Source organism: Streptomyces sp. NPDC005374 (assembly GCF_042872225.1).
Classification (GTDB): domain Bacteria; phylum Actinomycetota; class Actinomycetes; order Streptomycetales; family Streptomycetaceae; genus Streptomyces.
The window spans coordinates 509,040-531,092 of sequence record NZ_JBIAKA010000004.1 but is presented as its reverse complement, the minus strand read 5'-3'; the positions used below and the strand labels follow the sequence as shown (position 1 = coordinate 531,092).

16 protein-coding genes are annotated in these 22,053 nt (G+C 72.8%); 6 read left to right on the top strand and 10 right to left on the bottom strand.

Annotated elements, in window-relative coordinates:
* Positions 1 to 5 precede the first annotated feature (5 nt).
* Positions 6 to 428, bottom strand: coding sequence for a roadblock/LC7 domain-containing protein (locus ACFYRX_RS13660; protein ID WP_389099049.1), 423 nt, complete (start codon positions 426 to 428; stop codon positions 6 to 8).
* Complete coding sequence (locus ACFYRX_RS13655) at positions 425 to 3,454, bottom strand: nitrate- and nitrite sensing domain-containing protein (protein WP_389099047.1); 3,030 nt, start codon at positions 3,452 to 3,454, stop codon at positions 425 to 427. The genes ACFYRX_RS13660 and ACFYRX_RS13655 overlap by 4 nt, the downstream gene beginning before the upstream one ends.
* A 429-nt stretch (positions 3,455 to 3,883) precedes the next feature.
* On the opposite strand from ACFYRX_RS13655, the gene ACFYRX_RS13650 reads away from it, so the two are divergent.
* Positions 3,884 to 4,423 (top strand): hypothetical protein, encoded by a 540-nt coding sequence (locus tag ACFYRX_RS13650; protein WP_389099109.1) that lies wholly within the window; start codon positions 3,884 to 3,886, stop codon positions 4,421 to 4,423.
* 67 nt (positions 4,424 to 4,490) lie between these two features.
* Here the strand turns inward: ACFYRX_RS13650 and ACFYRX_RS13645 are convergent, their stop codons facing one another.
* The 4 genes from ACFYRX_RS13645 to ACFYRX_RS13630 all read right to left on the bottom strand — a co-directional run bounded on the left by ACFYRX_RS13645 (position 4,491) and on the right by ACFYRX_RS13630 (position 12,500).
* Positions 4,491 to 9,164, bottom strand: a complete 4,674-nt coding sequence (locus ACFYRX_RS13645; protein WP_389099045.1) for a hypothetical protein — start codon at positions 9,162 to 9,164, stop codon at positions 4,491 to 4,493.
* Between the two features lie 37 nt (positions 9,165 to 9,201).
* Positions 9,202 to 10,080, bottom strand: a complete 879-nt coding sequence (locus tag ACFYRX_RS13640; protein ID WP_389099043.1) for a hypothetical protein — start codon at positions 10,078 to 10,080, stop codon at positions 9,202 to 9,204.
* Positions 10,081 to 10,111: 31 nt separating this feature from the next.
* Positions 10,112 to 11,641 (bottom strand): hypothetical protein, encoded by a 1,530-nt coding sequence (locus ACFYRX_RS13635; RefSeq protein WP_389099042.1) that lies wholly within the window; start codon positions 11,639 to 11,641, stop codon positions 10,112 to 10,114.
* Between the two features lie 163 nt (positions 11,642 to 11,804).
* The gene (locus ACFYRX_RS13630) at positions 11,805 to 12,500 is read right to left on the bottom strand and encodes a GntR family transcriptional regulator (protein ID WP_389099040.1); all 696 of its coding nucleotides are present in this window, start codon (positions 12,498 to 12,500) and stop codon (positions 11,805 to 11,807) included.
* Between the two features lie 129 nt (positions 12,501 to 12,629).
* Between ACFYRX_RS13630 and ACFYRX_RS13625 the strand changes: the two genes are divergently transcribed.
* The 5 genes from ACFYRX_RS13625 to ACFYRX_RS13605 are packed head-to-tail and all read left to right on the top strand — an operon-like array spanning position 12,630 to position 17,042.
* Positions 12,630 to 13,925: an MFS transporter gene (locus tag ACFYRX_RS13625; RefSeq protein ID WP_389099038.1), complete on the top strand. Its 1,296-nt coding sequence runs from the start codon at positions 12,630 to 12,632 to the stop codon at positions 13,923 to 13,925.
* Positions 13,926 to 13,959: 34 nt separating this feature from the next.
* Complete coding sequence (locus ACFYRX_RS13620) at positions 13,960 to 14,781, top strand: putative hydro-lyase (RefSeq protein ID WP_389099036.1); 822 nt, start codon at positions 13,960 to 13,962, stop codon at positions 14,779 to 14,781.
* Between the two features lie 28 nt (positions 14,782 to 14,809).
* Entirely contained in the window at positions 14,810 to 15,568 is a 759-nt protein-coding gene (locus ACFYRX_RS13615) for a LamB/YcsF family protein (RefSeq protein ID WP_389099034.1), read from the top strand.
* Positions 15,565 to 16,176 carry a 5-oxoprolinase subunit PxpB gene (gene pxpB, locus ACFYRX_RS13610; RefSeq protein WP_389099033.1) on the top strand — a complete coding sequence of 204 codons (612 nt, stop codon included), beginning with the start codon at positions 15,565 to 15,567 and terminating at the stop codon, positions 16,174 to 16,176. The genes ACFYRX_RS13615 and pxpB overlap by 4 nt, the downstream gene beginning before the upstream one ends.
* Positions 16,173 to 17,042 (top strand): biotin-dependent carboxyltransferase family protein, encoded by an 870-nt coding sequence (locus ACFYRX_RS13605; RefSeq protein WP_389099031.1) that lies wholly within the window; start codon positions 16,173 to 16,175, stop codon positions 17,040 to 17,042. Before pxpB ends, ACFYRX_RS13605 begins: the two co-directional genes overlap by 4 nt.
* Positions 17,043 to 17,103: 61 nt before the next feature.
* On the opposite strand, the gene ACFYRX_RS13600 is transcribed toward ACFYRX_RS13605, so the two are convergent.
* The 4 genes from ACFYRX_RS13600 to ACFYRX_RS13585 all read right to left on the bottom strand — a co-directional run bounded on the left by ACFYRX_RS13600 (position 17,104) and on the right by ACFYRX_RS13585 (position 21,841).
* The gene (locus ACFYRX_RS13600; protein WP_389099029.1) at positions 17,104 to 17,955 is read right to left on the bottom strand and encodes an SGNH/GDSL hydrolase family protein; all 852 of its coding nucleotides are present in this window, start codon (positions 17,953 to 17,955) and stop codon (positions 17,104 to 17,106) included.
* Positions 17,952 to 19,115 (bottom strand): glycosyltransferase, encoded by a 1,164-nt coding sequence (locus tag ACFYRX_RS13595; RefSeq protein ID WP_389099027.1) that lies wholly within the window; start codon positions 19,113 to 19,115, stop codon positions 17,952 to 17,954. Before ACFYRX_RS13595 ends, ACFYRX_RS13600 begins: the two co-directional genes overlap by 4 nt.
* Complete coding sequence (locus tag ACFYRX_RS13590; protein WP_389099026.1) at positions 19,112 to 20,245, bottom strand: glycosyltransferase family 4 protein; 1,134 nt, start codon at positions 20,243 to 20,245, stop codon at positions 19,112 to 19,114. The genes ACFYRX_RS13595 and ACFYRX_RS13590 overlap by 4 nt, the downstream gene beginning before the upstream one ends.
* Positions 20,246 to 20,422: 177 nt before the next feature.
* Positions 20,423 to 21,841, bottom strand: a complete 1,419-nt coding sequence (locus ACFYRX_RS13585) for a HEAT repeat domain-containing protein (RefSeq protein WP_389099024.1) — start codon at positions 21,839 to 21,841, stop codon at positions 20,423 to 20,425.
* Positions 21,842 to 22,053 lie beyond the last annotated feature (212 nt).

Sequence of the window (22,053 nt, the reverse complement as noted above, 5' to 3'; positions counted from 1 at the left end):
TCTCACTACCCGCCCTGAGGCAGATCGGTGCGTGGGGCGGCGCCCAGATGCACACCGACCCGCTTGACCAGGAGCGTCATCTCGTACGCGACGAGACCCACGTCCGAGTCGGCGTCGGAGAGGACGGCGAGGCAGCTGCCGTCACCGGCGGCCGTCACGAACAGGAAGGCGTCGTCGAGCTCGACGACCGTCTGCCGCACGCTGCCCGCGTCGAAGTGCCGGCCCACGCCCTTGGCGAGGCTGTGGAAGCCGGACGCCACGGCCGCGAGGTGCTCACTGTCCTCGCGGGTCAGGTCCTTGGACACGCCGGTCGGGAGGCCGTCGCTGGAGAGCACCAGGGCCTTGCGGATACTCGTGACACGGTCCACCAGGTCATCGAGGAGCCAGTTGAGCTCGCCGGACTTGTCGGTCGCCTTCGGTGCGGTCATGGACCGTCCCCCTTAGTCGTTCGTTGTGCTGCTGTGCCGCCGGACGTGTCGTCGTCCTCGGCATTCTCCTCACGGCCGCGCTGCCAGCCGCGTTGGAGTGAGGCCATACGGCTGCGTACCTCGTCGGCGTCCCGTTCGGCGGGCCCCGTCTGGTTCTGCGGGCGTCGCTCAGGACTCTGCTTCAGCTGCGGGGCCAGGTTGGCCTGCCGCACCCGGCGGGGCAGCGGGGCGCTGCCGGAGGCGGCGTCCTGTGGCCCACGGGCGGCCTCAAGGGCCGGCCTGTCCGAGCCGGACACTCCGGAGCCGGCACGGGCGGAGTCGCCCCGGCCGGGCCGTACGGCACCGCCCGGGGCGGAGTCGGCCGAACCGTCCCTCCCGAGAACGCCCGGAGCGGAACCGACAGCGGGCGCGCCCGAACCCGGCCCGTCGCCGGCGCCGATGGCGGAGTCGTCCGGGCCCGCGCCGCTCGACGCGATCTCGGCGCGCCGGGTGCGCCGGGGCAGGGCGGGAGAGCGGGCCGCGCCGCCGAGTTCACGGCTCGGGGATGCCGACGAGGCCGGAGCCTGCGGCATCTCGTCGAGGCGGTCGGCCACTCCGGTGCCCCGGCGCAGTGCCGCGGCACGACGTCGGCTCGGCAGCGTCGCAGGCTCGGAGCGCGAAAGCCCTGAGGAGACCGGGGGATTCGGCTGCGACCGGGTTCCGCCCGGGCCGATCGCCGGTGGTTCCTGCGCATCGACGCGTCCCGGCCGTTCGTCGGTGACCGGGCGTCCGTGGGAGCTGACCAGCTTGGGAGTACGAAGACGGGGCAGCGGCACCGGTGCGTCCGGGTCCTCGTCGCCGATGACCGTCGCGTCGGTGTCCGGGCCTTCGTCGTCGACCTGGGCCAGGGAGCGGCGCGGGCGGAACAGACCGCCGCGCTCGCTGTCCTCGGAGTCGAGCGCGCCAGGGAATTCGTTCAGGGCGTCCAGGTCGACGGGCGCCTCCAGTTCGACCGGACCGTCCAGGATCGCGGGCGCCATGCCCGGCACCTGGGGCGACCCCTTGGCCAGGAGGACCCGCTTGGACTCCTCCAGGGCGATCTCCTTCGGCGGCCGGGGGCGGTCCAGACGGAAGCCGATGCCGTTGGTGTCCGGGACGTCGTCGGTCAGCAGCGCGTCGGGGATGAAGACGACAGCGGTCGTGCCGCCGTACGGCGAGGGCTGGAGCGAGACCCGGACGTTCTGCCGCTGCGCGAGCCGGCTGACCACGAACAGGCCCAGCCGGTCGGTATCGGACAGCTCGAACTCCGGTGTCTCGGCGAGCCGGAGGTTGGCGTCCAGCAGCGCGTCGGCGGCCATACCGAGCCCGCGGTCGTGGATCTCCAGCGTGAAGCCGTTGGCGACGCGCTCGCCCACGACCTGGACGGCGGTGTGCGGCGGGGAGAACACGGTGGCGTTCTCCAGGAGTTCGGCCACCAGGTGCGTGAGGTCCGCGACGGCCGGTCCGGTCACGGCCACCCTCGGCAGCCGGCGGACCTCGATGCGCTCGTAGTCCTCGACCTCGGCGACGGCGGCGCGGACGACGTCCATCAACTGGACGGGTTTGCGCCACTGCCGGGACGGGGCGGCGCCGGAGAGGATCACCAGGCCCTCGGCGTGTCGGCGCATGCGGGTGGTCAGGTGGTCCAGGCGGAACAGGTCGGCGAGTTCGTCGGTGTCCTCGGTGCGGCGCTCCATCGTGTCGAGCAGGGTGAGCTGCTTGTGGAGCAGTACCTGACTGCGGCGGGCGAGGTTGACGAAGACCTCGGAGACACCGGCCCGCAACTCGGCCTGTTTCACGGCGGCTTCGACGGCGGCGCGCTGGAGGGTGTTGAGTGCCTGGCCGACCTCGCCCATCTCGTTCTTGTCGTACTCCAGGCGCGGGACCTCGGTCTCGACGTCGACCTGCTCACCCACGGAGAGGCGACGCATGACGCTGGGCAGCCGTACGCCGGAAGCCTCGTGGGCCTCCAGGCGCAGTTGCCTCAGATCGCGGATGAGGCCGCGGCCGACACGTACGGACAGCACGAGCGAGAAGAGCAGGGCGATCAGGCCGAGGACGCCCACACTGGCCGCCTTGATGATGACGGCCATCGCGTCCGGGCGGACCCGGTCCTGAAGACGGTCGCCGGCCTGGTCGTCGAGCTTGGCGAGGTCGGCGAGCACACTGCCCCCGGCGGCGTCCCAGCTCTTGGCGCTGACCCTGTTGAAGGTGCCGGGATCGGCGGAGGCGACGGACTGCTCGGCGGAGCGCAGTGGAGCGGTGCCGGCGTTCTTCCAGAAGCTCTCGTAACGCTCGCGCTCCGCCGCTGGCAGTACCGCGAGGCTGATGTCGTACATCATGGTGCGCTGGGCGACGAGGTCGGAGACGTCACGGATCTCGTCGTGGTTCAACTTCCCCACGACCAGGGCGGAGCTGAGCAACGCGTCCTCGCGGGACAGCAGTTCGCGGGCGCGCGTGATGTTCACCAGGGCACGGGCCTGCTTGTCCAGCTCCACGCTGTCGACTCCGTCGACGGTGGCGAGGAGGGAGTAGCAGGGGTCGACGAGCCGGTTGTACTGGTTGAGGGCCTGGAGGCGGGAGACGGTGCCCTCCTCCACGGTCCGGCGCAGCGACTCGATGCCGTCGAACGCGTCCAGTACGGCGGTGAGCCGCTCGTCGTCGTCCTGGTCCAGGCCGTCGCGGACATGGGGATCGTGCGCGTTCCGGCGGAGCTTGGCGATGGCGTCGTCCGAAGCGGTCCGTGTGCTGCGCAGGTCGGACAGGGCGTCCGACGCGCGCGGGTCGGCGAGGTAGACGAGGGTCTGGCGGCGTTCCTGCTGGAGCACGCGAACGGTGTCCTCGGTGGGATAACCGAGCTTCTCCGTGATGGTCGACACCTGGAAGAGCTGGGCGACCTCACGTCCCGTCAGCACCGTGGCGAAGCCCCATACCGCGATCAGGGAGAGCAGCGGCACGAGAAGCAGCGCCACGATCTTCCGGCGGATCGACTTCCCGCGAAAGCGCATGGCCTCCCCCAGCTCGACCCCCGTCGGCCGGGGGTACACATGTACGTCAACAAACGGCGCGAGCCTACTACTGACGCACCCGTAACTCGAAGCTCCGTCCGGAATCCGAACTTCCGCCCCGGCACCGAGACATACGGAGTTGTCCGGCCATGGCGGGAGATCGCCCCCTGCGATCAGGCAGTCCATGTCGGGCCGGAACCGATCGACCAGGACAGGTGGTTGGCTGGATTTTTTCGTTTCTTTGACGTCGGGCGGGAATCTTGAAGGGGTCCTGTACGTACTTCTCTTCGGGAAATGGCGGTGGATTCGGCCACAGGAGCCGCATCTGCAACTGGGCGGCGTAAAGCAGCGCAAGCCGGGCAGCCACCTTGAAGCCCGGTCCACGGGCATCGGGCGGGAGGTCTGCCGGCGGTGGGGAGTGACACGGTGATGGGCACGGCGGAACGGCAGGAGGCGCCGGAGAACGGCGTGAGGACGGTGCGTACGACGGCACCGCGGCGCCGCGCGGCGCCGGTTCACGGCATTCCGGCGGGGCCGGACATGTCCGGAGGACGCAAGGCGGTGCGGGAGGAGCCGTACCGGCCATTGTGGGTCGAGGAGCCCGCGCGCAGGCGTCGGCTGCCGGACCCGGTGCGGACCTCCGCGGTGCGGGCGGTACTCATCATCGCCGTGACCCTGCTTCAGGCGATGGTGGCGTTCCTGTGCACCCTGGCCGGTTCCTGGCTGGCGTTCCCGATGGTGCTCAGCAGCGTTGCCAGCACCGTGGTGGCCACCTGGGGCGCCCTGGACGTCTGGGTGACCCGCCAGGTGTGGAACCAGCGGCACGGCGTGGTGTCGACCCCGAGCAGCACGGCGCGCGCGCTGCGGCGCGAGCGGCGCAAGGCGCGGCGGCAGGTGCGGGTCACCGAGCGGGCCCAGGAGCGGATACGGCGCCAGGGCGGCGGCACGGGGCAGTTGTCGCACCCCTGAGTCCGGACGGACACTTCACCCAGGAACTCAGGGGTGCAGGTTCCGGGCCTCTGCAGGCCCGGGCCTGCTACGGAGCGACGGGCGCCGGACGCTTGAACATACGGGTCGCCGTGATCTCGCTGTGTCCCGCCTCGCCCGCCTGGGGCTGTTGAGGCAGGCCCGGGCGGAGGTGCTCCTCCACGCTGATGTATTTCAGGCCGGCCCTGAGGTCCGCGTCGTTCCGCAGGCGGATCACCAGGGGGAACTCCGCGAGTGCCGTCGTGTCGAACAGGCCGGTGGTGTAGAGGAGTTGGACGCCCAGGGCGTCCGAAACCGCTCGCTGGAGCTCCAGCAGATAGGTCGCGTTGGCGCGGCCGATCGGGTTGTCCAGGAACAGCGTGCCGGCGTGCCGGTGCTTGTCCCTGCCCCGGTCGTTGGAGCGCAGGGCGGCCATCGTGCAGTACAGGGCGATGGCCGCGGTGAGCAGCTGACCGCCGGAGAACACGTCTCCCATCTGCCCGACGGGCACACGCTCGGCGCGCAGCACGGCGTCCGGCTTGAGGATCTCGACGGCCACGCCCTTGGGCTGGAGTGCGGCGGCAACTCCCCGCAGCAGCAGGGACATTCCGTCGCGTCGCAGGTCGGAGTTCTTCTTCACCGCTGCCCGGGTCGCCTCGTCGACGACCTCGCCGAGCCGCTCGGTCAGCGTGGCCTGGTCGGGCTCCTCGAAGCGGATCCGCAGGAACTCCTGCCCGGACCACTCCCCCAGCCCCTCGGGCAGCCGGGACAGCCGCTGGGCGGACCTGAGCGTGGCGAGGGCGGACTCGACGAGCCCCCGCAGCCGGTCCACGATCGAGTCCCGGTTCCGCTCCAACTGCGCCAACTCGTCGGTCAGCACCCGCAGTCGGGGCGCGAAGGCGTCCGCCCACTTCTGCGCGTGCTCGGGCAGCGCGGACGCGGGAAGCTCACGGATCTGCTGCCGTGCGGGGGTGCGGACCTGCTCGTAGCGCGTGGAGTTCGCGTGCCGGACGAGCACATCGCTCGCCTCGCGCACGGCGGACTCGGCGCCGGAGAGGTCGGCGGCACATCCGCGCAGCGAGCGGCGGGCCTCCGCGGCGGACTGCCGGGCCTCCTCGGGGCTGCCCGGATAGGGCTCCGGCTCCTCCTGCTCCTCCTCCGAACCGTGCTCGCGCAGCAGGTCACGGAGCATCGCGGCGATCTCGTCGAAGCCGCCCGCCGCGTCCTCGGCGGCCCGGTGGGAGCCGAGCAGTTCCGCGTGCGCCTCCCGGGCCTGCGTCAACGCCTCGGTGCGGGACGCGAGTTCGGAAGTCGCCGTGCGCAACAGCGCCTGCGCGTGTTCGGCGTCGCGGGGCTCGGACTCCTCCGGCAGCCCGGTGTGCGCCTCACCGTCCTCGGGCGCGAGCCGCTCGGTCTCGCCGCGCAGCCGGCCGAGCTGCTCGCTCGCGGTCGACATACGGGTCTCCAGGAGCTGGACCAGCTCCTCGGCACGGGCGACGGCGGCCTGCCGGGAGGGCCCGTCGGAACCGTCGGGCGACTGGAGCAACTGCTCCGCGCGCGTGCGGACCTTGTTGCTCAGCCGGTCCAGGTCGGCGAGGGCCCCGCTCTCGTCACTCTCCGCGCGGGCCTGCTCGGCCCGCAGGTCGGCGCCGACACCCACCTTCTCGTACAGCTGGGAGGCCGCCCGGTAGGCCTCGCGCAGGGCGGGCAGGGACGCCCTGGAGGCCTCGGAGTCGGTGTCCGGTACGTCGTCGGGCGCGCCCGCGATCTCGGCGCGCTCGGCCCGCAGCGCACGAGCGGTGCGACGGGCGTCGTCGGCGGCGCGCTGGGCGCCGCGCCGGTCCTCGTCGGCGGCGCGGGCGCGCTCCAGGCAGGTCTGGGCGCGTGCCTCCGACTCGGTTGCCTCGTCGGCCAGTTCGCGCAGCTTGACCTGCCAGCCGGCCCGCTCGCGCAGGCGGAAGGCGAGTCCGGCGAGGGCGTCGGCGGCACGCCGGGCCTTCTGAGCGGCCTCCTGCCGCTCGTCGCGCGTCCGCGCGGCCTCGGCGGCGACCTCGTCGGCCTCCGCCCGCACGGCGCGCGCCTCGGCCAGCTCGGCCTCCGCCTCCTCGGCGAACGCGCGCGTGTCCCGGGCCGCCTGCGCCAGTTCGACGAGCCGGCCGGCCGGACATCCGGTGCGCCAGGAGGCGAGCCGGGCGGCCAGCTCCCGGTCCTTGCCGAGCCTGGCCGCGAGTGACCGGATCTCCTCGTCCCGCTCGCCGGCCCGCGCCCGCAGGGCCTGGCGCTCCTCGTCGGCGGCGTGCTCGTCGTGCATGGCCGGGTTCGGCGGTACGAGGAAGACGTCGGAGCTGCGGGAGTCGGCCCCTGGAGTCGGCGCCAGCAGCGCGGCGGCCGTACCGACGGCGACCGCGGACCGTGGGAGCAGGGCCGCGTCGTTCAGGGCCTCGCGGGCACGCGCGTGCGTGTCGGGGTCGGTGATGATCACGCCGTCGACCAGTTCGGGCCGGGCGGCCAGCACGCGTGCGTGGTCCGCCGGGTCGACGGCCTGCGCGAGATAGCGCCAGCCGGGCAGCGCGGGGATGCCGTTCTCGCCCAGGAACTCGACCGTGGCCAGGACGTCCGGCCCCGGAGGCAGCAACCCGCCGTCACCGAGCGCACCGAGGATCCGCGCATCGTCGGCGGCCGCGGTGCGCAGCTCGAACAGCTGGCGTTCGGCGGAGGACACGGAGTCCTCCAGCAGCTCACGGAGTTCGCCGGCGAAACGGTCAAGGTCCTCGGGGGTGAGTGTCCCGTCGTCGGCCGAGCCCCCGTAGGAATCCGCGTCGGTCCTCCTCGTGGCGCCCGCGTCAGACTTCTTGGCTCCCTCGGCGCCCGTCCGCGGCCCCGGCACTCCCCCGCCGGCTCCGGTCAGGCTCAGCAGCTCCGCGAGCCGCTCCTCCCCGGCCAGGCCCTCGGCGAGGCGGCGTTCGGCCTCGTAGGACCGCTCGGCCGCCGTGGCGGCATCCTCCGCGCGGGCGGCCGTGAGCTCCGCGCGGGACTCGGCGGAAGCGGCCTCGCGTGCGTGCTCGGCGGCCCGGTGCGATGCCTCGCGAGCGGTGTCCCAGGCGGCCACCGCCGTCTTTTCGGCGTCGCTCGCGGCAAGGGCCGCGCGGGCGGGGTCGGCGTCGGGTGCGCTGTCGTCGAGCCAGCCCGCGCGGACCGCCTCCGCGGTCTCCTGCTCGACCTCGCTCAGACGCTGGCGCAGGTGCCCGACCTCACTGCGGGCGCGCTGTGCCTCGGTGGCGGCCGAGGTGGAGTCCCGGTGAGCCGACTCGCTGACCTCCTGGAGGGCGGCGGACCGCTCCTCCCCTTCGTTGGCGAGGGTCTCGGCGTTCCCGGCGGCCACGTGCAGGGCCCGGACGAGATCGGCGGCGGCCTTGGCGCGGGCGGCGAGCGCGGGGGCCGCGTCCCGCTCGGCCACCTGGATGGCGGCTGCCACGCGCGCGACCCGGTCGGCGGCGGCCCGGTGGCGCAGTACGGCCTCGGCGGCCTGCCAAGCGGAATGCAGGGTGCGTGCCTCGGCGAGCTCGCGCTTCTGGGCGGCTGCCGACTTCTCGGCGGCCGCGAGCGCCAGGGAGGCGTGCCGGTAGGCGAGTTCGGCGGCGATCAGCGCGCTGCGCTCGCGGCCCGCCTCCGCGTGGGTGACGGCGTACGCGGCGGCGGTGACCCGCTGGGCCAGGTCCGTGGCCCGTACCCGCTCCTGGACGCCCCGCGCGGACAGACGCCGGGCCAGCGCCCGCGTACGGCGTTCGGCCCCCGTGTGGATGTCACGCGCGCGTGAGCGCGCCTCGGCGGCCTCGACGATCCGTCCCAGAAGATCCACCGACCCGGCGGTGAACTCCCGTTCGGCGATGAGTTCGGCGCGCCGCCCCAGTTTGTTGCCGAAGCCTCCGACCAGGTCGGCGAGCCCGTCGGTGTCCCGTGTGTCGGTCACGGCCCGCAGCAGCAGGTCGGTGAAGTCGGAGTCCTTCTTCACCGCGAAGAGGCCGGCCGCCTCACCTTCGTCGGCGTTCATCTCCCGCTGGTAACGGAAGAGTTCGGGGTCCAGACCGAGCTCGCCAAGGTGCTCGATCCACCGGTCGTGGATCTCCTCCCAGTGCACTTCCAGGTGCGGGTACGCCTTGCCCGCGTCGGTGATGGCGTCCCGGAAGCCCTTCATGGTGCGGCGACGGCCCTGCGCACCCGACTGGCCCTCGACGGACGGCCGTACGCCGGTGGCCTCGGCGACGGGCAGGTTGTCGAGGCTGAGCCCCGGGCCGGGGCGGAACGAGTACCAGGCCTCGGCGAACTTCCGGGGGTCGTTGGAGACCTGGCGCCCCCGCCACTCGCTCACCTTGCCGACGACGACGCACTCACCGGTGAGGGTGTGCTGCCATTCCAGGGCCACATGTCCGCAGTCGTCGGCGAGCAGGAACTTCCTGAGCACGCCGGAACTGGCGCCGCCCAGCGTGTTCCGGTGGCCGGGCAGCATCACCGAGAAGATCAGTTTGAGCAGGACGGACTTGCCGCCGCCGTTCTCCAGGAAGAGCACTCCGGCGGGCGCGGGCCGGCGCGGCGGGCCGACGGGTTCGTCCTCGAAGAACTCCGCCTGGGTGGGCGCGGGGTCGGGCACGACATCGCCCACACCGCGCAGGTCAAGCACGGTGTCGGCGTAACGCGCACCGGCGGGACCGATGGAGTAGAGGCGGACCCGGGACAGCTCGTACATGGCGGACTCTCGTAAGTCTTCGGCAGATCGGGACAGTTCAGGAGTGGAACGGCAGCCCGGCATCGGCCGCCAGCTCCAGGTCGTCGCCGTCCGCGGCGGGCAGCAGCGTCGGCGTGCCGTCGGTGACCGGGACGACGCCCAGTTCGAGGAGTTCGGCCATGGCGGCGCTGCCGGCCATGTCGCGCACCTGGAGCTGGTAACGAGCCGTGGTCCGGTAGGTACCGCCGTTGTCGTCACCGGTCCGCTGGAGGAACCCGGAGTCGGTGAGGAAGGCGGCGGCCTTGCCCACGATGCCGGTCGTGGACCCGGCCAGCCGGCGCGCGTCCTTGGTCGCACCGGCCGCGCTGCGTCTCGCCCAGATCCGCCAGGCCGCCTCCAGACCCGGCGCGTCCGTGGCCGGGTCGGTGTTCTCGCCGACCTCCTCGGCCCGCTCCTCCAGGCGCCGGCAGGCCTGCCGCACGAAGGCGTCGACGCCGTTGACCGAGACGCGCCCGATGTACCCGTCGTCGGCGAGGTCCTCGGGCCTCGGGAACGCCATGGCGGCGACGGCGAGGTGGGCCAGTCCGTGCAGGAAGCGGTCGCCCCCGTCGGCGGACGTACGACGCGCGTAGTCCCCCATCCGCACGGCGAACACGGAGTCCTCGGCGGCGGTCACGGCCATCCCCGCGCGCGGGGACACCTCGAGGACCACCAGACCGAGTCCGGCGGCGACGGCGTCGGCGAGACGGGCGAACGGCGGGTCCTCCCGGTACCGCCGCAGCAACTCGGCGTACTCCTGGTCGCGTGCCGGCTGAAGCTTGGGCTGCAGCCCGAAGGCGACGAGCCGAGCGGCGTCGGCGGCATCGGCGGGGGTGACGGCCGCGGGCGCCGACGGGGCCGGGGCCTGCGCATCACTCCACTCGGCATGCTCACTCACGGCTGGGGCTCCTTGTCACGCTCTTGCTCACTCATGCTGCTTCCGTCCGGTCCGCCGCCATCCCCGCGGCGTCCAGCAGGGCGGTGCCGACGATGAAGTCGGCACCGCCGAAGTCCGGATCGTCCAGTTCCGTCCCGTCGTCCACCGCGAAGAGCAGCTTCTGCTCGCCCTGCCGGTAGGCGGTTCCGACCGCGGGGCTGGCCGCGTGGACCGCCAACAGGGCCACCAGATAGGCCAGGTCGAAGCCACCGGTGTGGCGGGCCTCCACGAGCAGCCCCGAGAGCCGTCGCGGCGCGTCCGCCGGCAGATCCAGCAACTCCTTCGCGGTCGCGAGCTGTTCCTCGGTGAACCGGCTGTCGTCCGGGGTGGCGATGAGGTCCGGCTCCGGCATCTCGGCGCCCAGGTGCTCGCGCTCCATCGGGGGCGTCAGCAGTATGTCGACGAGATCGCCCACCCGCACCGACACCGGCGTCCGCAGCCCGGTCCCGCGCGCGAAGAACGCGTCGGTGACGCGCGTGGCCTGCTCCAACGGCAGCGGCAGCACCGGCGCGACGAGGTGGCCGTACAGGTCTATCCCGGATGTCGTCATCGGTGTGGCGAAGGCCTGGCGGTCCTGTTCGGCGCGGAACAGGGGCCCCGCCTCCAGGAGCCGGGACTGGAGCTGGGTGTGGCGCCGGATGCAGTCCTTGACGATGTCGACGAGTTCGGCGGCCCGCCGCTTCTGCTCGGGGTCCTCGGACTCGTCCCGTGCCTTGCGGATGTTCGTCAGGATCGCGTTCTCGTGGCGGTACCGGTCGGCGACGTGGTCGAGGGCCTCGGCGATCATGTCGGGCACGGAGTTGAGCCAGTCGACGGCCCGGACATTGCGCCGGGTGGCGTCCAGGGCCCTGCGCAGGGTCTCGGAGTACTGCACGGTCCGGTACCGCGCCTGCTCGGCGGCGAGCTGGGCGTCGGCGAGGCGGCCGCGGCTGATCAGCACCTCCAGCTTGACCTCGGCGGCGATCTGGGCGCTGGTGACATCGGTATCGAGGGCGCCGACCAGGACGTTGACCGCCTCGTCGGTCGTGCGGAGGTACACCGAGCCGCCGGGGCCGGGGACCTCCTCGATCAGCTTGAAGTCGTAGTCGCGCCGGACATAGGTGCCGTCCGGCGCGAAGGTGCCGTAGACCGCCCGGAAACCGCGGTCGACGCTGCCGACGTTGATCAGGTTCTCCAGGACCCAGCGGGCCACCCGGTCGTGCTCGGCGACGGGGCGCTGCGGGGCCTGGGCGGCGATGCGCGGGATGAGGCGGGCCACGACCTGGTCGTGGTCGGCGCCCGTGTCGAAGTCCATGTTCAGTGTGACCAGGTCGATGCCGGAGAGGGCCACCTCCGCCATGCCGTACACCGAGTACTCGCCCGCGAGGTTCGCCTTGCGAGCGTCCAGGTCGTGCAGCGGCGCGGTGCATGCGAGCGCGCGCAGCCGACGCGCCAGTCCCTCGTCGGCGGCCGGGCCCGGTGCGGGGCGCGGCCCCGCGCTGAACTGGGGCGGAACGCTGTCCGTCGATGCAGGCGAAGTCACGGTGCACAGACTAGGTCCTGGGTCTGACAACTCCCCAAACGGCGCGGATCGCCTCCGGCGGTCGGGCGGGGGACTACCGGTTGTTCGTCATCTGATCGCCGGTGGGGGCTGATCGCGCGCACCCGGCGGAGCCGCATGACCAAGTACCGCCCCGCGCCCCTGGCTAGGAGTCCTCGCCGACCCTTCGCCTGTACACCTCGACCACTCGCTCCAAGGAGTCGGCGAGGTACACAGCGAGCAGCTTTTCGGCCTCGACCCTGTCACCCGCCTGCAGAGCCCGGAGGATCTGCTGGTTGCGGGCCAGGTACGGCTCGTGCAGGGCCTTGGGGTCGTCCACGACATGGAAGGCCAGGCGGAGTTCGGCGAAGACGCTGCGCATCAGTTCGTCGGTGCGGTCGCTGCCCGCCAGGGCGACCACCTCCCGGTGGAAGTGGATGTTGGCCGTGCCCAGCGCTTTCCAGTCACCTTCGCGCACTGCCCGCTGCCCCTCCTCGACCGCCTCGGCGAGCGCGTCCAGGGCGTACGGCGGCTCCCCGAGTCCCCGTACGACGGCGCACTCCACCAGCGCGCGCGTGCGGTAGATGTCCTCGACGTCCTCGACGGTCAGGACCCTGACGAAGACGCCCCTGTTCAGCTCGTGGACGAGCAGTCGTTCGTGCGTGAGCAGCCGGAAGGCTTCGCGCAGGGTGTTGCGGGAGACCCCGAGGGCGCCCCCGATGCTGTCCTCCGAGAGCCGGGTGCCGGGCGGGAAGTAGCCCTCCGCGATGCGACTTCTGAGGATGTCCGAGACCCGCTCGGCCGTGCTGGTACGGCCCAGAAGGGCGCGGTCGTCGGCCAGTCCGCTCAGCTGCTCTGCCATGCCCGGAATTCAACCGCAGAGAGGAGAACGAAACAACAGAGGTATTGAAGGATCGTTGAACGATCCTCTACGTTGGGACCACCGCACGGTTCAGCTCCGCACCCTCCGTCCTCCCACTGCGAGGTGCCCATGAGCACGATCCCGCCAACCCAGTCCCTCACCACCGACCCCGCGACGACCGAACGCACCGACGAAGACGGGGCGTTGAGCTGGTTCCGGGCCCTCGGCCCACGCGGCCGCCGCGCGTTCGCCGGAGCCTTCGGCGGCTACGCCCTGGACTCCTACGACTACTTCACGCTCCCGCTGAGCATGGTCGCGCTGGCCGCGTACTTCGGGCTGGACAGCGGCCAGACCGGTCTCTTCACCACCGTCACCCTGGTGGCCTCCGGAATCGGCGGGGCGCTGGCGGGGGTGCTGGCCGACCGGGCCGGCCGGGTCCGGGCGCTGATGATCACGGTGATCACCTACGCGGTCTTCACCGTGGCCTGCGGCTTCGCACCGAACTTCGAGTCCCTGCTGGTCTTCCGCGCCCTTCAGGGCCTCGGTTTCGGCGGCGAGTGGGCGGTCGGCGCGATCCTGGTCGCCGAGTACGCGAGCACCCGGCACCGGGGCCGCACCCTGGGCGCGATCCAGAGCTCGTGGGCGGTGGGCTGGGCGCTGGCCGTGATCGTGTACACGCTGGTCTTCTCGGTCTTCGACGACGGCACGGCCTGGCGCGTGATGTTCTGGACCGGCGCACTGCCCGCACTGCTGGTCGTCTGGGTGCGGCGCCAGGTCCAGGACGCCCCCGAGGCGATCGCGGTGCGCGAGAAGAGCGCCGGCAAGGGCTCGTTCACGGCGATCTTCAAGCCGGACCTGCTGCGTACGACGATCTTCGCGGTGCTGCTGTCCACCGGCGTCCAGGGCGGCTACTACACGCTCGCGACCTGGGTGCCTACGTATCTCAAGAGCGACCGCGGACTGTCGGTCGTCGGTACTGGCGGCTATCTGACGTTCCTGATCTCCGGCGCTTTCCTCGGCTACCTCACCGGCGGCTATCTCACCGACCGGCTGGGCCGCCGGCGCAACATCTGGCTCTTCGCGCTGCTGTCGGCCGTCTGCATCGTGGCCTACGGCAACATCCCGCACGGAGCCGACACCCTGCTCCTGGTCCTCGGGTTCCCGCTCGGGTTCTGCATGTCGGCGATCTTCAGCGGCTTCGGGTCCTATCTGAGCGAGCTGTACCCGACCGCGGTGCGCGGCTCGGGACAGGGCTTCACGTACAACACCGGCCGCGCGATCGGCGCGGTCTTCCCGACCGCCGTCGGCTTCCTGGCCGACAGTTGGGGCGTGGGCGGGGCGCTGGTCTTCGGCGCCATCGGCTACGGCATCGCGGCACTGGCCCTGCTCGGACTCCCGGAGACGCGTGGAAAGGAACTCGCGTGAACCGTCCGGCGCAGACCCGCGGAAAGGAACTCGGATGAACCGCACGGAAGACCGTCCTCTGACCCTCGTCGACGAGCACGCGCACGCGTGGAGCCCGGCTCAGGCCCGCACCCGCTTCCGCGCGGGCCTGACGGGCCCCACCGCCGGGGTCGCGGCCGGCCACACCCAGGTCAACCTGATCTCGGTGCCCGCCGACTGGGCGTACGACATGCTGCTGTTCTGCCAGCGCAACCCCAAGCCCTGCCCGGTCCTCGACGTCACGGACGCGGGCGACTGGACCACCGTCCTCGCCGACGGCGCGGATCTGCGCACCGATCTGCCGCGCTACCGGGTGTGGGAGCACGGCGAGCTGGTGGACGAGCCGACGGACGTGCGCGCCCATTGGCGCGACGACCTGGTGTCGTTCCTGATCGGGTGCAGTTTCACCTTCGAATGGGCGCTTTCCGAGGCGGGCGTCCCGATCCGGCACATTCAGCAGGGTCGGAACGTTCCCATGTATGTGACCAATCGCCAGTCCCGCCCCGCGGGAAGACTGCACGGCCCCATGGTGGTGTCCATGCGCCCGGTGCCGCCGCAGCACCTCGCTGCCGCCATCAGGGAGAGCAGCCTGCTGCCCGCGGTGCACGGCAGTCCCGTCCACTGCGGTGATCCCTCGGGGCTCGGCATCGACGACCTCGGCCGACCCGACTTCGGTGATCCGGTGACCGCCGAACCGGACGACATCCCGGTGTTCTGGGCCTGCGGGGTGACGCCCCAGGCCGCGGTGATGGCCTCGCGCCCACCGTTCGCCCTCACCCACGCGCCGGGCCAGATGTTTCTGACGGACGCCCGCGACGAGCAGTACCGAGTGGCCTGAGAAGCCCGGAAGGAGACACGAGACGTCCATGAGCTCGATCGATCTGAACGCCGACCTCGGCGAGGGCTTCGGCCGCTGGCAGCTGACCGATGACGAACAGCTGCTGTCCGTCGTCACCAGCGCCAACGTGGCCTGCGGGTTCCACGCCGGAGACGCGGCCACCATGCGGCGGGTGTGCGAGCTGGCGGCCGCGGGCGGGGTCCGGGTCGGCGCGCAGGTCTCCTACCGGGACCTGGCGGGCTTCGGACGGCGCGCGATGGACGTGCCGTCCGCCGAGCTGACGGCCGAGGTGGCCTACCAGATCGGCGCCCTGGAGGTCTTCGCCCGGGCGGCGGGCACGCGTGTGTCCTACGTCAAGCCGCACGGCGCGCTCTACAACCGGATCGTGCACGACGAGGAGCAGGCCGCGGCGGTCGTCGACGGCGTGCTCCTCGCGGACGCGACGCTGCCGGTGCTGGGTCTGCCCGGCTCGCGTTTCCTGGAAGCGGCCGGGAAGGCGGGCCTGCCCGGCGTCACGGAGGCCTTCGCGGACCGCGCCTACACCGAGGAGGGCACGCTGGTGCCGCGCGGCCAGGAGGGCGCGGTGGTCACCGATCCGGACGCGGTCGTGGAGCGCTCACTGGGCCTGGCCCGGGACCGCGCGGTCCTCTCCCGCTCCGGCGCCCGCATCGAGGTCGCGGCCCGCTCGCTGTGCCTGCACGGGGACACCCCGGGCGCGGTGGAGCTGGCCCGCCGGGTCCGGGATCGGCTGGAGGCGTCGGGCGTCCGGGTGGAGGCGTTCGTATGAGGGCCCTGCCGGTCGGGACCGACGCCCTGCTCGTCGAGGTGTCCTCGGGCGAGGAGGCCCAGGCCCTGCATGCCGAGCTGGTGCGCCGCCGCGCTGAGGGCTCGCTGTCGGTCCGCGAGATCGTCCCCGCGGCGCGCACGGTCCTCCTCGACGGCCTCGCGGAACCGGGCCGCCTGGCCGCCGAACTCTCCGCCGCCGAAGTGCCGCCCGCTCCTCCCCACGCGCGCGCGGCGATCGAACTCCCGATCCGCTACGACGGCCCCGACCTGGCCGACGTGGCCGCGCACTGGGGCGTCTCCCCCCAGGAGGTGGCCCGCATCCACGCCGGCACCGAGTTCACGGTCGCCTTCTGCGGATTCGCCCCAGGCTTCGGCTACCTCACCGGCCTGCCCGCCCGCTACGACGTCCCGCGCCGGGCCACCCCGCGCACCTCCGTCCCGGCGGGTTCGGTGGCGCTCGCGGGGCCGTACACGGGCGTCTATCCGCGCTCGTCACCGGGCGGCTGGCAGCTCATCGGCACCACGGACGCCGTGCTGTGGGACCACGCGCGCGTGCCGGCCGCACTGCTGTCGCCCGGGACCCGCGTCCGCTTCGTGGAGTCGGCATGACGGACCGCGCCCTCTCCGTCGTACGTGCCGGAGCACTGACCACCGTCCAGGACCGGGGCCGGCCCGGCCACGCCCATCTCGGCGTCCCCCGCTCCGGTGCCCTCGACGGCCCCGCGGCGGACCTCGCCAACCGGCTGGCCGGCAACCGCTCCGACGCGGCCGTCCTGGAGACCACGCTCAACGGCTGTGCGGTACGCCCCCGTTCGGCGGTCACCGTGGCAGTCACGGGCGCCCCCTGTCAGGTCACGGTGGACGGCCGTCCGGCAGCCTGGGGTGCACCGGTGCGCGTACCGGCCGGAGCCGTGCTGGCCATCGGCACGGCCGTACGCGGGGTACGCAGCTATGTGGCCCTCTCCGGCGGCATCACCGTGGAACCGGTCCTCGGCAGCCGCTCCACGGATCTCCTGTCCGGACTGGGCCCGACCCCCCTCACGGACGGCGCGGTACTCCCCCTGGGGGCCCCGGAACCCTTCCACACACGCGTGGACGCGGCCCCGCAACCAGCGCCTCCCGCTGAACTCGTCCTACGCGTCACGCTCGGACCACGGGACGACTGGTTCACAAGGGCATCGGTGAGGATCTTCACCTCGGGCACCTTCCGGGTGTCCTCGGCGAGCAACCGCATCGGCCTGCGCACGGAAGGACCCGCCCTGGAGAGAGCGTTCACAGGCGAACTCCCGAGCGAGGGCATGGTCCTGGGCGCGGTCCAGGTGCCGCCCGACGGCAGACCCGTGGTCTTCCTCGCCGACCACCCGACCACCGGCGGATACCCGGTGATCGGTGTGGTCCACGAGGCCGACCTCCCTGCGGCGGCCCAGGCGGTTCCGGGAATCCCTGTGCGCTTCGTAGCGGTACGACGCCGCTGACCCACCCAGGGGCGCGGGGAACTGAGCGACCAGCCCCACCTCCCCGCGCCCGGCCACGCGCTCATGCCGCCTCGGGCCGTTGCTCCTGAACGGACAACGACGTCAAAGCCATGGACACCGCGTGCGCGGCCCGCAGATCAAGCCGCCCGCTGGTCCCCCGCGCGCGATGCCGCATCTCGTCCACGGCCAATGTCACCAACTGCGGCAGCAGATCCGTGCACCGCCGCACCACCCACCCGGTCCCCGCAGTGGCCAGCCACCACAGACTCGCCGACTTCGTCGGCACGGGAAACTCCGGCTCGGCCGAGGGCGCGGTCCCCGTCGCCACGCCGCGTTCCACCAGCACCTGGTGAAAACGCACCGCCAACTGCCGATGCCCCCGCTCACTGGGATGCAGCCGATCCGAACTCCACATCGCACGCTCGGTGGTCCAACTTCCCTGGGCGGCATGCAGATGCACCGCTTCATAGCGCTCGGACAGCGCGTGCACCACGGCGTTGACCGCCCGTTGCCGCCGGGCGAGCGGCCGGGCCAGCGCACCGGGCAGTCCGAACATGGTGCCCGGGTCGGGCAGGCACGCGGTGAGCAGCACCGCGCCCTGCTCGCGGAAGGCCGCATAGATCGTGTCGAGCCGTGCGGCCATGGCATGGATGTCGAAGGTGCAGCGCAGGGTGTCGTTCACCCCGACGACCACCGACACGACGTCCGGCCGCAGGGCGAGCCCCGCGGGCAGTTGCCGCTCCAGCACGTCCCGGGTCTGCGCCCCGCTCACCGCGAGGTTGGTGAAGGCCACCTCCTCGTGGGAGAGCCCGTCGGCGAGCAGCGCGGCCCAGCCGCGCCACCCGTCCCCGACGGGGTCCCCCACGCCCTCGGTGAGTGAGTCACCGAGGGCGGCGAAGCGCGGGCCTGTCATGCCACGCCACCGGGCACGGAGCGCCGTACGGAGGCGTCCGCGTCATGCGCGGCGAGGAACGCCCGTACCGCCGTGTCCCACCCGAAGCACTCCGCACGCGCGCGTGCGGTCTCGCGGCGCTCGGGCTCGGAGCGTTCGAGCAGCATGTCCACGGCGTCCGCGAAGGCGTCGCCCCGGTCGGCGGCGACGGCTCCGGCCGAGCCGATCACCTCGGGCAGCGCCGAGGAGGCGCTCACCACCACCGGCGTGCCGCATGCCATCGCCTCCAGCGCGGCGAGCCCGAACGTCTCGGCGGGCCCAGGTGCCAGGCACACGTCGGCGGAGGCCTGGAGCGCGCCGAGCAGTCCGGGGTCGGAGACATGGCCGAGGAACCTGACCGGGAGCCCCCGCTCCCGCGCCCGCTGCTCCAGGCGCGGCCGCAACGGCCCGTCCCCCGCCACCACGAGCACCGCCCGCCGACCGCGCCGTACGAGCGCCTCCACGGCGTCCAGGGCCGTGCTCGGCCGCTTCTCCACGGACAGCCGGGTACAGGTCACGAGCAGCGTCTCGCCCTCGCGCGCGTATCGGTCCCTCAGGCCCGCGTCGCGCAGGGCCGGACGCCGCTCGACCAGATCGACGCCCAGCGGGGCCCGTACGACGTTGCGGGCCCCGATTCGCACGAACTCCCGCTCCGCGAACTCCGTGGTGCACACCACGCGCGCGTACGTGTGCGCCGTACGGACGTTGAGGGCGTCGGCGGCGCGCCGGGCAGCCCCCTCCGACAGGCCCCAGGTGCGGAGCACGCCGTCGGCGGTCTCGTGGGAGACCATCACGGCCGGGACCCGGGCCCGCCGGGCCCACTTGCCGGTCCACCTGAGCGTCGTACGGTCGGAGACCTCCAGCCGGTCCGGGGCGAGTTCCTCCAGGAGCCGGGCCACCCGCCGCTTGTCGGCGAGGACCCGGTAGCCGCCGGTGCCGGGGAGCAGCGGGCCGGGCAGGGTGATGATCCGTCCCTGCTCGGTCCGGCGGTCGCTCGCGCGGTCGCCGGGCACTACGAGCACAGGCTCGTGCCCGGCTGCCTGGTAGCCCTTGCCGAGCTCGCGCAGCGCGGTACGCAGTCCGCCCGAGGCGGGAGCGACGAAGTTGGCGAGGCGGACGATCCGCAGTGACTGTCCGCTCATGCCGCCACCGCCGTCTTCCGGCCGGAGAGCACGGCGGCGTACTTGCCGATCAACTGGTCGCCGACGGCCGCCCAGGTGCGTCCCTCGACCATGGCCCGCGCGGCGGCACCGAACGAGGCACGCATCGCGGGGTCGGCGGCCAGGGACAACACCGCGTCCCGTACGGCGGCCGGGTCGCGCGGCGGGACGAGGAACCCGGTGCGCCCGTGGGCGACCAGGTCCAGCGGACCGCCGGCGGCGGGCGCGACGACGGGCACGCCGCTCGCCATGGCCTCCTGCACGGTCTGGCAGAAGGTCTCGAAGGGGCCGGTGTGCGCGAAGACGTCGAAGGAGGCGAAGATCCGGGCCAGTTCGTCGCCCATGCGGCGGCCCAGGAAGACCGCGCCGGGGAGCGCCTGTTCGAGATGGGGAGCGCTCGGCCCGTCGCCGACCACCACGACCTTGACGCCCTCCAGTCGGCACGCGTCGGCCAGCAGTTCGATGTGCTTCTCGGGGGCGAGCCGCCCGACGTAGCCGACGATCATCTCCCCGTTCGGGGCGAGCTGCCGACGCAGCGCCTCGTCGCGCAGGTCGGGGCGGAAGCGGACGGTGTCGACGCCCCGCGGCCACAGTTCGACCCGGGGCACACCGTGCGCCTCCAGGTCGTGCAGGGACGCGCTGGAGGGGGCGAGGGTGAGGTCGGCGGCGGCGTGGACGGAGCGGATGCGGCGCCAGGCGGCGGCCTCGCCCGCGTGCACGTAGGTGCGGGCGTATCCGGCGAGGTCGGTCTGGTAGACGGCCACGGCGGGGACACCGAGCCGGGCGGCGGCGGCCATGCCGCGGACGCCGAGGACGAAGGGGCTGGCCAGGTGGACGACGTCGGCTCGGTGCTCGGCGATCGCCGCGGCCACGCGCCTGCTGGGGAGGGCGACGCGGACCTGGGGGTAGCCCGGGAGGGGGAGGGAGGGGACACGGACGACGGGGCACGGCGCGAGGGCGTCCACGCCGGGCCCGGGGCCGGACGCGGTGGCCGGCGCGACGACGAGCGGGAGGTGACCGCGATCTACGAGGTGCCGGGCGGTCTGGAGCGCGCAGTGGGCCACGCCGTTCACATCGGGGGGAAAGGATTCGGTCACTATGACGACACGCATACGGCTGTTGTCGCCGCGCCGGACGTGGTCACGTCAACGTGGATCTTTCCGGACGTGGAACGTCCCGTGAGCGTTGCGCTGCGCACCCGGGCAGGTCAGGCCGTGTCCATGCGTACCTGACCCGCGGGTCACCCCTGGTTCACCCCGCGGGCGTGACGGTGCCCACGGGGGCCGGTCTCACATGGCGGCCGCGTCCGGTCCGATCCGGCTGCGGACCACGGTCTGCACCTCGGCCTCCTCGGCCGGGTCGGCGGCGAGCCTGCGCAGTCGTTCCACGACCCTGGCGTCGCCGGTCTCGGCGTGCCGGGCGGCGATCTCGCGCGTGGACTCCTCGCAGTCCCAGAGGCACTCCACGGCGAATCCGGTGGCGAAGGAGGGGTCGGTGGCGGCGAGCGCGTGGGCGGCACGACCGCGGAGATGGGAGGAGGCCGTCTCCCGGTAGATGTGCCGCAGCACGGGGGCGGCACAGACGATGCCCAGCCGGCCGGTGCCGTCGACGAGGGTCCACAGGGTGGGCGCGTCGGGACCTTCACCCCGTACGGCCTCCCTGAGCGCGGCGAGCACGAGGTCCCGGTCCTGGGTCCCCCCCAGACAGGCGAGCATGCGCCCGGCGGCGGCGCCCAGGGGATCGGGCCGACGGGCCCAGCCGCGTGCCCGGTCCACGGCGGCGATACTGCGCATACGTTCGAACGAGTCGAGCGCGGCCTCCACGACGGCCGCCGAACCGGTGACCACGGCCGTCTCGATCAGGTCGAAGGCCTCGGGATCATTGCCGTCGGCGAGATAGCGCAGCGCGGTGCACCGCGCTCCCTCCGTGCCGTCCTTGGCGGCCGCGAGGATTTCGGGCCGGTCCTCGGTGCCCGCGACGGCGGCCAGGCAGCGGGCGGCGGGCACGTACAACGCGGCCCCCCGCTCGACGCCCTGCTGGGCCCACTCGAAGACGGCCTGCACGCTCCACCCCGGGCGGGGTCCGGCTGGTCGCATCTGTCGTTGCCAGCGGTCGAAACAGCCGGTCTCCTGAGCGGCACGCACGCGCGTGGAGACGGATTCGCGCGGATCGTCGGCCCACAGTCGCCATGGCCGGGGCTCGAAGGCGTCGCGGACGGCTGCGGCGAGTTCGGCCTCGCCCTCGGGATCGGTCCCGAAGCGTGCGAGGACGGGCGCGGCGAGGGAACGCAGACCGGCGTCGTCGTCCCGCAGCGCCAGTTCGTCCAGCGCCCAGGCCCAGTTGGAGCCCGAGGCGGCGTACCTGCGCAGCAGTTCGAGCGCGTCGCGCCTGCCGTAGGAGGCGAGGTGGCCGAGGACGGCGAGGGCCAGGCCCGTGCGTGACTCCTCGGTGTCGAAGACGTCGTCCACCTCGAAGAGGTGCGCCTCGATCTCGTCCAGCTCGCCGTTGAGGTCGAGGAAAAGACGGGCGTAGTACAGCGAGCGGTTCTCCACCTGCCAGTCGTGGCGGGGATCGCGCAGCACGCAGTGGTTCAGGGCCGCGAGCGCCTCGGCGCGCGGGGCGGTGAGCGCGTGCAGTGTGCCGTCGCCGCGGCCCCGCTGGAGCAGGCCGAGCAGCGTGCCGCTGGGCGCTATGACCGGATCGAACATGGGAAACAGCCTCACATCAAGCGTCGACGCAACCGGGGACCTGCATTACCTGGCCGCGTGACAACACGTCGGGGCGCCCGCCGTTTCCTGCTTGCTGTAAGCCATCTTCCTCTGCCTCTCGTCGGTGGCCCATGCGGACCCGCGTCACGGTCCGCGCGGTGCGGCATCACCTGCCCTGCCATCACGTCCGTGAACCACGACGTCATGATGAC

Bases quoted from the DNA above. Each gene is read 5' to 3' on its own strand.
- ACFYRX_RS13660 (WP_389099049.1), bottom strand. From the start codon at position 428: ATGACCGCACCGAAGGCGACCGACAAGTCCGGCGAGCTCAACTGGCTC.
- ACFYRX_RS13655 (WP_389099047.1), bottom strand. From the start codon at position 3,454: ATGCGCTTTCGCGGGAAGTCGATCCGCCGGAAGATCGTGGCGCTGCTT.
- ACFYRX_RS13650 (WP_389099109.1), top strand. From the start codon at position 3,884: ATGGGCACGGCGGAACGGCAGGAGGCGCCGGAGAACGGCGTGAGGACG.
- ACFYRX_RS13645 (WP_389099045.1), bottom strand. From the start codon at position 9,164: ATGTACGAGCTGTCCCGGGTCCGCCTCTACTCCATCGGTCCCGCCGGT.
- ACFYRX_RS13630 (WP_389099040.1), bottom strand. From the start codon at position 12,500: ATGGCAGAGCAGCTGAGCGGACTGGCCGACGACCGCGCCCTTCTGGGC.
- ACFYRX_RS13625 (WP_389099038.1), top strand. From the start codon at position 12,630: ATGAGCACGATCCCGCCAACCCAGTCCCTCACCACCGACCCCGCGACG.
- ACFYRX_RS13620 (WP_389099036.1), top strand. From the start codon at position 13,960: ATGAACCGCACGGAAGACCGTCCTCTGACCCTCGTCGACGAGCACGCG.
- ACFYRX_RS13615 (WP_389099034.1), top strand. From the start codon at position 14,810: ATGAGCTCGATCGATCTGAACGCCGACCTCGGCGAGGGCTTCGGCCGC.
- pxpB (WP_389099033.1), top strand. From the start codon at position 15,565: ATGAGGGCCCTGCCGGTCGGGACCGACGCCCTGCTCGTCGAGGTGTCC.
- ACFYRX_RS13605 (WP_389099031.1), top strand. From the start codon at position 16,173: ATGACGGACCGCGCCCTCTCCGTCGTACGTGCCGGAGCACTGACCACC.
- ACFYRX_RS13600 (WP_389099029.1), bottom strand. From the start codon at position 17,955: ATGACAGGCCCGCGCTTCGCCGCCCTCGGTGACTCACTCACCGAGGGC.
- ACFYRX_RS13595 (WP_389099027.1), bottom strand. From the start codon at position 19,115: ATGAGCGGACAGTCACTGCGGATCGTCCGCCTCGCCAACTTCGTCGCT.
- ACFYRX_RS13590 (WP_389099026.1), bottom strand. From the start codon at position 20,245: ATGCGTGTCGTCATAGTGACCGAATCCTTTCCCCCCGATGTGAACGGC.
- ACFYRX_RS13585 (WP_389099024.1), bottom strand. From the start codon at position 21,841: ATGTTCGATCCGGTCATAGCGCCCAGCGGCACGCTGCTCGGCCTGCTC.